This window comes from Fructilactobacillus carniphilus (genome assembly GCF_024029675.1).
Lineage (GTDB): Bacteria > Bacillota > Bacilli > Lactobacillales > Lactobacillaceae > Fructilactobacillus > Fructilactobacillus carniphilus.
This window is the reverse complement of the sequence record NZ_CP097121.1, coordinates 824,882-836,766: the sequence shown is the minus strand read 5'-3', so window position 1 is coordinate 836,766 and position 11,885 is coordinate 824,882. Positions and strand designations below refer to the sequence as shown.

The following is an 11,885-nucleotide window of genomic DNA, read 5'->3' as shown; positions in this document are numbered from 1 at the left end:
CTCTAGTAAACTTCTCTTTTTTTGTTGTCGGAAACGGGCAGTCGGAGTATAGTAGCAGTTGTATAAAAATGCTAGTTAGCAAATTCAAGATATAGGAGTACAGTTTCATGTGGCGATATTTAAAACGTTTAATTATTGGCCGACCGCTGAAAAGTACCGATGAATCAGGGCAATCCCTTACCATTTTTAAGGGATTAGCCCTGTTGTCGTCAGACGCGTTATCATCAGTGGCTTACGGAACGGAACAGATTACGGCAGTCTTGATTACGCTCTCAACGGCAGCCCTTATGTACCAAATGTGGGTTGCGTTGTTGGTGTTAATTCTTCTGGCCGCCATTACTTTGTCCTACCGGCAAATTATTTATGCTTACCCCTCTGGTGGGGGAGCTTACGTGGTGGCTCGGAGTAACTGGGGTGAAGGCGCTGGGCTAGTGGCCGGGGGCTCGCTACTGGTTGACTACATGTTGACCGTGGCGGTGTCTACGACCTCTGGAACGGAAGCGATTACCTCAGCAATTCCCAGCCTGTATCACTATCAGGTTCCGATTGCGATTCTGATTGTGCTGTTCATCATGGTCTTGAACCTGCGGGGGATGCGTGATTCGGCGTCCTTCCTAGTGTTGCCCGTTTACCTTTTCATTTTGATGATTATTCTAATGATTATCGTTGGTGGGTATAACATTTTAACGGGGAAGATTACCTATCATGCTGCAGCACCAATCACGGCCTCCGTGAAGGGGATGACCCTGTTAATGTTCTTTAAAGCCTTTTCGGCCGGGTCTGCTTCCTTAACCGGAGTGGAAGCCATCAGTAACGCAGTGCCCAACTTTAAGCAACCGAACCGGAAGAATGCTTCCAATACTTTGGCTTTAATGGCAATCATCTTGGCCATCTTCTTTGGTTCCATCACGTTCTTAAGTTACTACATGGGCATTATCCCGAACGCTAAGGATACGGTGCTGTCTCAAATCGGGACGGGCGTCTTTGGCCACGGGTTCTTCTACTACATGTTACAACTAGCAACGGCCTTGATTCTGGCTGTTGCTGCCAACACTGGATTCTCAGCCTTTCCCATCTTGGCTTACAACATGGCCAAAGACAAGTATCTGCCCCATGCCTACCTCGATAAGGGGGACCGGTTGGGTTACTCCAACGGGATTATTTCGCTGGCCATTGGAGCCATCGTTTTAATCTGGATCTTTAACGGGAAAACGAACCTCCTGATTCCACTGTACGCGGTTGGGGTGTTTGTACCATTCACACTATCTCAATCCGGAATGATTGTGCATTGGTTGCACCACAAGGAAGGCTTCTGGCCGGGTAAGATGTTCATTAACCTGATTGGGGCTGGAATTTCGGTTATGTTAGTGCTGTTCTTGTTTGCACTGCACTTCAAGGAAGTTTGGCCGTACCTGATCATCATGCCGTTGATCTTGTACATGTTCTACCGGGTTCACAATCACTACCAGCAAGTAGCGCGGCAGTTACGGGTTCACAATAAGAATGAATCCGTTCAGATTCGGGAATATGAGGGTTCTACAGTTATCGTGTTGGTCGGAAATGTTACCCAGGTGACCCGCCAGGCCATCAGTTATGCCAACTCGATTGCAGATCAAGTGGTCGCAGTCCACGTTTCCTTTGCTTCCGATCCGGACAAGGAAAACAAGATTGAAAATCAATTCAAGAGTGAATATCCGGATATCCGGTTTGTTAACATCCATACTTCGTACCGGTCATTGAATGATCCAGTGCTGCGGTTCTGTGATGTAATGGCCCGGAAGGATGATGATATTAACTACTCCACGACCGTCTTGGTTCCGCAATTCGTCCCGCGGAAACCATGGCAACAAGTGCTGCATAACCAGACTGGAGTCCGGTTACGGGCGGCCTTGAATTCACGACAAAACATCATTGTTTCAACTTACAATTACCATTTGAGTAACTAATTATTGCTAAATTGTTTACCTGAAAAGGACGGCTTCCGCTCACCGCAGAAGCCGTTCTTTTTGTTTTTGGTGCATGCTTGAAGTGCAATTACAGCAAAAAAAGCCCCCCTAAAAGCTAACTTTAGGGAGGCTTGGGCTGATGTTCGCTTTAGTTTAAATGTGAACCAAGTTGGCAAAGAGCGGTACGACGACGTCAACCACAATCGAGATAATAACGACAGAGATAGCGGCCATGGACCCTTGGACTTCACCGAGTTCTAACGCTTTGGCCGAACCTAGCGTGTGACCAGCAGTTCCTAAACCTAATCCCACTCCAATCGGGTTCTTGAGGCGGAAGATTTTAATCAACCAGTCTCCGATGGCGTAGATGATTACGGCGTTTAAGATGCAGGCCATGGCTGTGATGGCCGGAATTCCGTGAATCCCAGCGGCAATTGGCATGGCGACGGCTGTTGTAGCGGCTTGTGGGAGCATCGAAGCAATCCCGGCGTTGTTGAGTCCCAATAGTTTGGAAACGAAGTACATGATGACCACTGAAATTGATAATCCAATTACGAGCGAGAGGAGAATCTCCAGCCAGTACTTCTTGACGATGTCGTTTCGTTTAAACAACGGAATCGCAAAGGCAATCGTGGCTGGATAGATGAACCAAAAAATGATGTCACCACCAGGCTTGTAAAGGTTTTTGTAAACCCAAGTCACGTCCAGATTTGTGACTTTGGCGATTAACCACAGGATGAAAATTCCTAACACCATGCTGACGAACAGCGGTTGAAAGAGAAAGAATCCCTTGGATTTTTTAAATAAGAAGGTCCCTAATAGGAAAACTAGTAGGGAGAGGGCAATTCCGAACATCGGCGTGCCCAAAAATTTAATTAATTCCATTTTCATTGCGACTTACTCCTTTACTGGGAAAAACCGGTTTCGTAACCAAATCAAAACCGTGGCTACCAGGGAAACCGAAATCAGCATCACGACCGTGGAAATGAAAATCATGACCACCATCTGTAGTCCTGACTTTTTCATGATGTCTAAGTCAGCGGCCAGTTGGATTCCGGAAGGAACGAAGAGAAAGGCCAAAATGCTAATTAAAAAGTTTCCCACCTTTTCCACGTGGAGGGGTTTGATAACGTGAAAGGTTAAGAGGAGGTAGAGAATCACTAATCCCACTACTGACGCTGGAACGGGAAAGTTCTTGGGAAAGAGGGATGAAATTATGTACGAAACGAATAAAATTACTGCATAAATACCCATCTGTACTAGGATGGGAGCTGCCTTTGAGGTGTCTTGGGTGTTTTTTACATCTTTAGTTGACATCGCAATACTCCTTTCAAAATTGGAATCTTTTTACTATTAATAGTATACCAGAGCTAAATGTAAACGCAATCATTCCTGGGAATTAGGGACGGGGCGTTCAACGAATTGGGTTCCTTCGGACTTAATTTGCATGTTCCCCGCTAGTAGATTTTGTAAATCAGTTTGAAATTGGTCTAAAGCACTGTCCGCCACGGACGTGGTCACGGTGACGTCGGCTTGATAATCCGCGTCCATGATTTGGAAGTCGTGGGTGGTTAAAAAGTAGTTCAGTTGGTCGTAATTTTTGTAGTCTACGGTAATTTTGAGGACCTCGTGGGTCACCCGTTCCACAATGCCTACGGCCTCAATCACTTGGGCTGCTGAACCACTATAAGCGCGGATGAGCCCCCCGGCGCCCAACTTGATGCCTCCAAAGTACCGGGTGACCACAATTGCGACGTTGTGGAGTTGATTTTTTTTGATGACCTCTAGAATGGGAACCCCGGCCGTGCCGCTGGGTTCGCCGTTGTCACTTTCACGTTGCACCTGATTGGTTTCGCCCAGTACGTAGGCAAAACAGTTATGGGTGGCCTTTTTGTGATCGGTTTGAACTTGTTGAATGAAGTTTATGGCCTCAGCTTCTGTGCTAACTCGAGCGATGTTAGCGATGAACTTGGATTTTTTGATGGTGATTTCGTGATTACCGGCGTGGGCAATCGTTAAAAATGGTTGATCCATGTTGAGCTCCTTTCCGTATCTAAATTATAGAGGTGAAATATAAATGGACGAGCAAACCTTCTGGGGCCGCTTAGTGCCGCTGCCAACTGCGGTGGCACGGGCTTTACCCACTGATCAATTTCAGCAACAAGCAGCGATTGAAGTCGGTCCGAGCACCCTTCATTGTAACCGATGCCAAACGGATTGTGAAAAAAGCGGACACCAGCTCCCGAGTGGTGATTACTACTGCCGGAATTGCCTGAACTTAGGTCGAGTAGATAGTTCCATGCAGTTGGTGAGTCAGGCAGAACCAAATGCCTTTCCACCAACGCCAAATCCTTTAGTATGGAGCGGGAAGCTGACTGCGCAACAACAAGCTTGTGCCAGGCAGGTGCAGCGGGGTTTTCAAGCTCATCGGAATCAACTGCTGTGGGCAGTAACGGGGGCTGGTAAGACTGAGATTTCCTTTCCAGGGATTGCCTGGGCGTTACAACACGGTTTGCGAGTGGCAGTGGCTGCCCCTCGAGTTGATGTGTGTGGGGAACTTTATCCGCGTTACCAAGCCGTTTTTCCCACGATTCCGATTGCGCTACTGCATGGTCACACCGAAACGGGGTACGTATATCGGCAATTAACCATCGGTACGACTCACCAATTGCTCCGTTTTCAAGCAGCTTTTGACGTCTTGATCTTAGACGAGGTGGATGCTTTTCCGTATGCCAATAATCCCATGCTTGAACAGGCAGCTCATCGAGCGCTCAAACCAACGGGGAGTTGCCTGTTAATGACTGCAACCCCCAGTTTCCGACTCCAGCGAAAGTACCAGGGGCAGACCGCCTATTTGCCACGGCGATTTCACGGTCATCCGTTACCCCAAATTAACTGGCGGGTGGCTTTTCGGTGGCGGAAGCAGCTTCAGAATGGTCAATTACCCTGGGTGTTACGGCGACTAATTCATGCCAAGGTTCAGGACCGCCACCCTTTCTTACTATTTGTGCCCCGCATTCGTGATTTAGATCCAATTGATCGTTATTTACGCCGCCACGTGGTGGGAACTCCATGTTGGGAAACCGTGTACGCAGGGGATCCAGCGCGGATTAACAAGGTCGAACGGATGCGGAACCGAGAAGTTTTATTTTTAGTGACCACCACGATTTTAGAACGAGGGGTTACTTTTCCTGGGATTGATGTGATTATCCTGGGTGGTGATGATCAAGTCTTTTCGGTAGCTTCGTTAGTGCAAATGGCGGGCAGAGTTGGTCGTAAATCCACTCGGCCCACCGGTCAGGTTGATTGCATCGTGAGTGGCTATGCCAAAAACGTGCGCCATGCGCGCCACCAAATTGCCCAGATGAACCGAAAGGGGGCTTGTGCAGATGCTTGAACGTTGCTTGTGGTGTGATAACCAGATACGGACACCATTGACCGTGGCTTGGCTCTTTAGTTTGCATTCCTACCAGGCTCCTAAGCTGTGTCACCGCTGCCAACCACTTTTTGAACCACCCGAACAGCCCCAGTGCCCGCAATGTGGTCGGTTTCAAACGGATGAACTGGTTTGTGGGGACTGTCGGGCGTGGAACGAGCGGGGATTTGTCGCGCTCAAGAATCAGGCGCTTTATCCCTATCATGGTTTGATGCAGGAGTACTTGGACCGATATAAGTTTCAGGGTGATTATGCGCTACGGCTACTGGTGAAAGCCCGATTGGAACAATGCGTAGTGAATGCAGGAGCATTGATTGTACCGATTCCAGTGACCGCAAAACAACGGCAGCAACGGAAGTTTAACCAGGTTGAGGGATGGTTAACGGATGTGGATTGGGTGTCTGCGTTGGTGGCGAAGCCGAAAACGATCAGTCAACACCAACGAAGTCGGCGAGAACGGATGCAAACGTGGCAACCCTTCGCTATTAATCCTGCCGTAGTTGCCCAACTTCAAGGGGGTTCCGTCTGTTTGGTGGACGACGTGTACACAACGGGACAAACACTGCATCAGGCCCAGCAATTGTTATCACAAAATGGAGTGATCCAGGTGCGTAGCGTAACGCTCGCACGGTAATTGATTGTTATTTTTCGCGTAATTAACTATAATTAAACTAGTAGATTCAATGTGCGGGAACAAGTGAAGGGGATTTACATCATGTTATCTTTTAACGTTCGTGGCGATGATGTCGACATTACGGATGAGGTTCGACAGACCATTGGGAGCCAAATTGAACAAATCAATACGGAGTTAGCGGATGGAGTTTCCGCGGTCGCCCACGTCAACCTAGTTAGCTATCCAAATCACTTGATTAAAGCTGAGATTACAATTATTTTCCCGTTTTTACTATTACGGGGAGAGGCAACAACGAATGCCATTGCCACTAGTATCAGTAACGCGGTGGATCAGATTATGAGTCAGATTGAACGCTATCGCAATAACGTGAATCAACACGCCCAACGGAGTGGTCATCCGGCGCTGTTCTTGGACAAAGAAGCTCCGACGATGACGTTAGACGTGGTCCGTAAGAAACGGATCCCGTTAAAACAGATGGACTCAGAAACCGCCATTTTACAAATGAATTTACTAAATCATGATTTTTACATCTATAAAGACATTAATAATGAAACCATTAACATCATTTATCGGCGTAACGACGGTCATTATGGCCAGATTACGACTGAAAGTTAAGGCGGGTTGTTATTAAATTAGGGCTCTCAAAAGCTAATTTTTGGGAGCTTTCCTCTTCTTTAAATGCGAGAAGAGTAATTTTTAATTAGGCACAGAAAATGTTAGAATAAAAAGTATCTAACTAAAAACCGCCAGCAAACAATCAAGAAACATCAAGGAGATTGAAAGCATGACAACAAACGTACTAAAAAAATGGGTGGAAAGCGATAACCGCCGCATTAAACAGCTGGGCAAAATTGCCGATCAGGTTAGTTCCTACTCGGAAGAATACCGGGAGCTCAGTGATGCTGAATTACAGGCGAAAACGCCGGAATTTAAAAAACGTTATCAAAACGGAACTAGTTTAGACGACTTACTTCCAGAAGCTTTTGCAGTTGCTCGGGAAGGAGCCCGTCGAGTCTTGGGAATGACTCCATTCCGGGTCCAAATCATGGGAGGCATTGTGCTACACGAAGGTAACATTGCCGAAATGAAGACTGGGGAAGGGAAAACGCTGACTGCTACGATGCCGGTTTACCTTAATGCTATTTCGGGTAAAGGGGTTCACGTGGTAACTGTGAACGAATACCTGTCTGCTCGTGATGCTGAGCAAATGGGAGAACTTTACAACTGGCTGGGGCTAACCGTCGGAGTTAATACCGCCGAAAAGAATCCCGAAGAAAAACGGGAAGCCTATAACGCCGACATTACCTACTCAACGAACAGTGAAATTGGTTTTGACTACCTGCGGGATAACATGGTGGTATATAAAGAAGACCGGGTGCAACGACCATTAAACTTTGCCTTGGTTGACGAAGTAGATTCGATTTTAATTGATGAAGCTCGGACCCCGTTGATTATTTCTGGGCAAGCCCAGGGAGCCAACGAATTGTACCGGCAAGCAGATCGGTTTGCGAAAACTTTGACGGCGCAGGACGATTTTAAGGTTGATTTAGAAACCAAAACCGTCTCTTTAACGGAACAAGGGATTAAGAAAGCAGACCAATTCTTTAACCTGAAAAACATCTATGATCCGGATAATACCGCTCTGACTCACCACATTGACCAAGCGTTACGGGCTAACTACGTGATGGAACGGGATAAAGATTACGTGGTTAAAGACGATGAAGTCTTAATTGTGGATTCCTTTACGGGTCGGATTATGGACGGTCGGCGCTTCTCAGATGGACTGCACCAAGCCTTAGAAGCTAAGGAAGGGGTAACCATCCAGGAAGAAAGCAAGACCATGGCTAACATTACTTACCAAAACCTTTTTCGGCGTTACAGTAAGCTAGCTGGAATGACCGGGACGGCCAAGACTGAACAAGAAGAATTTCGTGAAATTTATAATATGAACGTGGTTGCCATTCCGACTAATAAACCCGTGGTTCGAATTGACGAACCTGACGTGTTGTATCCCACGTTACAGTCTAAGTTTGATGCAGTAATTGATAAGGTCAAGGCTTTGCATAAACGGGGACAACCAATTCTACTCGGGACGGTAGCCGTGGAAACTTCGGAATATCTTTCCCAACGATTAGACCAAGAACATGTTCCCCACGTTGTTTTGAACGCGAAAAACCACGCCAAGGAAGCTGATATTGTTGCCAATGCTGGTCAAAAAGGTGCCGTAACGATTGCGACGAACATGGCCGGGCGAGGTACCGATATCAAATTAGGACCTGGCGTAGTTGGTGTGGGTGGCCTAGCTGTCATTGGAACGGAACGACACGAATCCCGGCGGATTGATAATCAGCTGCGGGGCCGGGCTGGTCGGCAAGGAGACCCGGGATATTCCCAATTCTATCTATCCTTAGAGGATGATTTGATGCGCCGGTTTGGTTCGGAACGAATCAAGAACGTCTTAAACACGCTGAAGGTGGAAGATGACGACGCTGTGATTCGGAGCCGGATGATTACGAAGCAAGTGGAATCTGCCCAAAAACGGGTCGAAGGAAATAACTACGATTCGCGGAAAAACGTGTTGAAATACGATAACGTGATGTCTGAACAACGAGATGTGATCTACGGTGAGCGGAACCGCGTCATTGAAGAAAATCAGTCATTACGCTGGGTCATCATGCCAATGGTCGAACGGACGATTGACCGGATTGTTTCCCTGCATACTCAAGGGGAACAAAAGGATTGGAACCTGGATACGATTGTTGATTTTGCCGTTAGTTCATTGGTTAGTATCAATGAAATTGGAGTTGACGATTTAAAGGGGAAGAGTGCGGATGAAATTAAGGAGTATCTGACTCAGTTAGCCCGGCGCTCCTACGATGAAAAGGCCAAGCAGTTCCCAGAACCAAGTCAGCTCTTGGAATTTGAAAAAGTGGTGATTTTACGGGTGGTCGACGATCACTGGACCAACCATATTGATGCCATGGACCAACTCAGAGAGTCGATTGGACTACGGGGTTACGGTCAGTTAAATCCGCTGGTGGAATATCAACGGGAAGGATTCCGGATGTTTGAAGAAATGGTTGCAGACATTGATTACGATGTGACCCGTCTCTTCATGAAAGCCGAGATTCGGCAAAACATTCAAAGATAACCAAGAAGGCGAAGGACTGCGGTTCTTCGCTTTTTCTTGGCAATTTTAAAAATCAATAAGGAGAACGTAAAATGGAATTAAGCACAGCAAAAGCCAAAGTGGCCGACATTAACGAAGCCATTAGTAACTTTGGGAGGTCTCTTTGACCTCGATCAATTAAACGAAGATATTAGTATTAACGAGGCTAAAATGGCTCAACCAGGTTTCTGGGATGACCAACAAGCCGCCCAGCAGTTAATTGCGACGACCAATCAGCTCAAGGAAAAGTATGATAAATTTCATGAGTTGGAAACAGAAGCCGAAAATCTGGAAGTTAGCTTGGCGCTCCTCACGGAAGCAGATGATCCAGAACTAGCTCAGGACTTTGAGCACGATCTGGAGCAAGCGGAACAACATTTGCATAATTACCAGCTAAGCCTGTTGTTAAACGGGAAGTATGATCACAATAATGCGATTGTGGAAATTCATCCGGGCGCCGGTGGGACGGAAGCCGAAGACTGGGCGGAAATGCTGCTGCGAATGTACACGCGGTGGGCTGAGCAGAACAACTTTAAGGTTGAAATCGATGATTATCAACCGGGGGAAGTTGCGGGTCTTAGTAGTGTCACGTTGACCGTTAGTGGTCCGAATGCCTATGGTTATTTGAAGGCAGAAAAAGGAATCCACCGGTTGGTGCGGATTTCACCCTTTGATTCGGCCGCACGCCGGCACACCTCATTTGCGTCTGTGGACGTGATGCCCGAGTTAGACGACAGCGTAACGGTTGAGATTAATCCGGATGACCTGCGGATTGATGTCTTTCGGTCCAGCGGTGCTGGAGGGCAACACATTAATAAAACCTCTTCGGCTGTCCGGATTACCCACTTGCCGACGGGGATTGTGACGGCAAGTCAGGCGCAACGTTCTCAACTTCAAAACCGAGTTACTGCGATGAATATGTTAAAATCAAAGTTGTATGAACGTGAAGAACAAAAGAAGGCCGAGGAAAAGGCGAAGTTGGCGGGAACCCAGCTCGACATTGGGTGGGGTTCGCAAATTCGGTCCTACGTCTTTCATCCGTATACCATGGTGAAAGATCACCGGACGGGTTACGAAACCGCGAACGGGAAAGCCGTAATGGACGGTGACCTGAATCCCTTCATTGACGCGTACTTACAGTGGAAACTACAACAAGATAATCAATAAGGATGGCAATTATGCAACAACAGTTATTATTTAACGTTTTATTTTTCTTCATGATGCCAGCGTTTTGGTTCGGAATCGGGCGGACCTTGGTGGATCACCACTTACGAGTGAAACGGGAACGCTCGCTCTATGGCAGCGCCATTAATCCCAAACATACCGAACTGCGGACCTTTTTATGGGGGACGGTTGGGTTAGGAATCGTAGGTTCTATCCTGTCCTTTGCGTTTGGAATCGAAGTTTCCTACGCCTGGATTTTTTCTTACGAGGTGATTGTGGCCTTGATGTTGGTGATTCCAGGGGCAATGTTACCGTTTGCTGGAATGGGAATCCTAATGGTACTGATTCTGTTATTGGGTAACAACTTTTATACCCATATTTTAAACGGAAACTTTAGCTTAACCTTACAAAACACCATGCCCGTGGGAATGAACTTCTTAGAGCTACTAACGGTTATGCTGATTTTGCAATACCTGTTTTTGAAGTTTAACCGGAAGTCCGTAAATTCGCCGGTGCTTAGCAAGAACATTCGTGGGAACCGAGTTGCTTCGTATCTCTTTAACAAATTCACCATTTTTCCGCTCGTTTTTCTAGTTCCAGGACAATTATTTGTTGCGAACAGTCCCTTCTGGCCAATGTTTCGGTTGTTCGGAAGCAAGGTTAGCATCTTGGTAGTGCCGTTCTTGATTGGTTACCGGTTTAAGTTTGTGAGTGATATGTCGACAGACATTCTTAAACGTCTGGCCAATGCCACTGGTTGGTTAGCTTGGTTGAGTTTGGGGCTTACAATCGATGCCTTCCTCTGGAAAAACCTCTGGTTTGAAATGCTATCAATTGTGGTCTTACTGTTGGCTTACGGAATGGTACTTTACCATTACCACCGCGTTGACAAACGGGCTTCTGCTAAGCAAGTCGAACAAGCTGTGGATGGAATTCGAATTCTAGCGGTGAAACCAAATACACCTGCTAGTAAGATGAACCTGCAAACTGGAGACCTGATTTTAGAGGTTAACGGGCAAGCCGTTCGCAACGAAGAACAGTTATACCGGGCCTTGCAAAGTAGTCCCACTTTTTGCCATTTAAAGATTAAAAATCGCAACGGTCAGTTAGAACTAAAGGATGCAGCCATTTACGAAGGCGCACCCCATGAAATTGGAATTGTAACCTTTCCCGAGGAACAAACAGGAGCGACCAAATGAGAGTAATTAGTCGGTGGCTGGTTAATTTTATTTTGTTATTGGCCTTTGCCACGATTTTTCCAGCTTCCTTTTACATTGGAAGCTGGCAGGTGGCGCTTGGCGCCGCTGCCGTTTTAACCTTATTACAGGTTTTAATTAAACCGATTTTATCAATATTGTTTTTGCCAATTAACATTGTGACGTTCGGACTCTTTAACCTAGTGCTCAACGCCTTAATCCTTGAGCTGACGGCTGTACTCGTGGGTCCAATGATGAGCTTTTCATCGTTTGGAATGGTCTTTTTGATTTCACTACTAATGTCGATTTGCAATTACTTCATTACACCGGACGTGTAGGC

At 46.7% G+C, this 11,885-nt stretch carries 11 protein-coding genes; 8 read left to right on the top strand and 3 right to left on the bottom strand.

Translation table 11 applies throughout. The annotated features are described in order from the left end of the window. Positions 1–107: 107 nt before the first annotated feature. Positions 108–1,946: an APC family permease gene (locus M3M37_RS04255; protein ID WP_252794366.1), complete on the top strand. Its 1,839-nt coding sequence runs from the start codon at positions 108–110 to the stop codon at positions 1,944–1,946. Positions 1,947–2,099: 153 nt separating this feature from the next. On the opposite strand, the gene lrgB is transcribed toward M3M37_RS04255, so the two are convergent. The 3 genes from lrgB to M3M37_RS04240 all read right to left on the bottom strand — a co-directional run bounded on the left by lrgB (position 2,100) and on the right by M3M37_RS04240 (position 3,980). After that, positions 2,100–2,837 carry an antiholin-like protein LrgB gene (gene lrgB, locus M3M37_RS04250; RefSeq protein WP_252794364.1) on the bottom strand — a complete coding sequence of 246 codons (738 nt, stop codon included), beginning with the start codon at positions 2,835–2,837 and terminating at the stop codon, positions 2,100–2,102. Positions 2,838–2,843: 6 nt separating this feature from the next. Continuing rightward, complete coding sequence (locus M3M37_RS04245; RefSeq protein WP_252794363.1) at positions 2,844–3,263, bottom strand: CidA/LrgA family protein; 420 nt, start codon at positions 3,261–3,263, stop codon at positions 2,844–2,846. A gap of 69 nt (positions 3,264–3,332) precedes the next feature. Then, positions 3,333–3,980, bottom strand: coding sequence for a YigZ family protein (locus tag M3M37_RS04240; RefSeq protein ID WP_252794361.1), 648 nt, complete (start codon positions 3,978–3,980; stop codon positions 3,333–3,335). Positions 3,981–4,023: 43 nt separating this feature from the next. On the opposite strand from M3M37_RS04240, the gene M3M37_RS04235 reads away from it, so the two are divergent. The 7 genes from M3M37_RS04235 (at position 4,024) to M3M37_RS04205 (ending at position 11,883) form a co-directional block, all read left to right on the top strand. Then, positions 4,024–5,343 carry an ATP-dependent helicase ComFA gene (locus M3M37_RS04235; protein ID WP_252794359.1) on the top strand — a complete coding sequence of 440 codons (1,320 nt, stop codon included), beginning with the start codon at positions 4,024–4,026 and terminating at the stop codon, positions 5,341–5,343. Next, the gene (locus M3M37_RS04230; RefSeq protein ID WP_252794357.1) at positions 5,336–6,016 is read left to right on the top strand and encodes a ComF family protein; all 681 of its coding nucleotides are present in this window, start codon (positions 5,336–5,338) and stop codon (positions 6,014–6,016) included. The genes M3M37_RS04235 and M3M37_RS04230 overlap by 8 nt, the downstream gene beginning before the upstream one ends. 51 nt (positions 6,017–6,067) lie before the next feature. Beyond that, positions 6,068–6,631 carry a ribosome hibernation promotion factor gene (locus tag M3M37_RS04225; protein WP_252794355.1) on the top strand — a complete coding sequence of 188 codons (564 nt, stop codon included), beginning with the start codon at positions 6,068–6,070 and terminating at the stop codon, positions 6,629–6,631. A gap of 169 nt (positions 6,632–6,800) precedes the next feature. Next, positions 6,801–9,167, top strand: coding sequence for a preprotein translocase subunit SecA (secA, locus tag M3M37_RS04220; protein ID WP_252794353.1), 2,367 nt, complete (start codon positions 6,801–6,803; stop codon positions 9,165–9,167). Between the two features lie 71 nt (positions 9,168–9,238). After that, positions 9,239–10,352, top strand: a protein-coding gene (prfB, locus tag M3M37_RS04215; protein ID WP_252794352.1) for a peptide chain release factor 2 whose coding sequence is annotated in 2 segments (ribosomal slippage) — positions 9,239–9,310 and positions 9,312–10,352 — 1,113 coding nt in all. Because the reading frame shifts where the segments join, the coding sequence is not laid out codon by codon here. Positions 10,353–10,363: 11 nt separating this feature from the next. After that, complete coding sequence (locus M3M37_RS04210) at positions 10,364–11,548, top strand: PDZ domain-containing protein (protein ID WP_252794350.1); 1,185 nt, start codon at positions 10,364–10,366, stop codon at positions 11,546–11,548. Then, positions 11,545–11,883: a phage holin family protein gene (locus M3M37_RS04205; RefSeq protein ID WP_252794349.1), complete on the top strand. Its 339-nt coding sequence runs from the start codon at positions 11,545–11,547 to the stop codon at positions 11,881–11,883. The genes M3M37_RS04210 and M3M37_RS04205 overlap by 4 nt, the downstream gene beginning before the upstream one ends. Positions 11,884–11,885: the final 2 nt, after the last annotated feature.

Excerpts from the sequence above, each read along its gene's own strand:
- M3M37_RS04255 (WP_252794366.1), top strand. The coding sequence starts at position 108 with ATGTGGCGATATTTAAAACGTTTAATTATTGGCCGACCGCTGAAAAGT.
- lrgB (WP_252794364.1), bottom strand. The coding sequence starts at position 2,837 with ATGAAAATGGAATTAATTAAATTTTTGGGCACGCCGATGTTCGGAATT.
- M3M37_RS04245 (WP_252794363.1), bottom strand. The coding sequence starts at position 3,263 with ATGTCAACTAAAGATGTAAAAAACACCCAAGACACCTCAAAGGCAGCT.
- M3M37_RS04240 (WP_252794361.1), bottom strand. The coding sequence starts at position 3,980 with ATGGATCAACCATTTTTAACGATTGCCCACGCCGGTAATCACGAAATC.
- M3M37_RS04235 (WP_252794359.1), top strand. The coding sequence starts at position 4,024 with ATGGACGAGCAAACCTTCTGGGGCCGCTTAGTGCCGCTGCCAACTGCG.
- M3M37_RS04230 (WP_252794357.1), top strand. The coding sequence starts at position 5,336 with ATGCTTGAACGTTGCTTGTGGTGTGATAACCAGATACGGACACCATTG.
- secA (WP_252794353.1), top strand. The coding sequence starts at position 6,801 with ATGACAACAAACGTACTAAAAAAATGGGTGGAAAGCGATAACCGCCGC.
- M3M37_RS04210 (WP_252794350.1), top strand. The coding sequence starts at position 10,364 with ATGCAACAACAGTTATTATTTAACGTTTTATTTTTCTTCATGATGCCA.
- M3M37_RS04205 (WP_252794349.1), top strand. The coding sequence starts at position 11,545 with ATGAGAGTAATTAGTCGGTGGCTGGTTAATTTTATTTTGTTATTGGCC.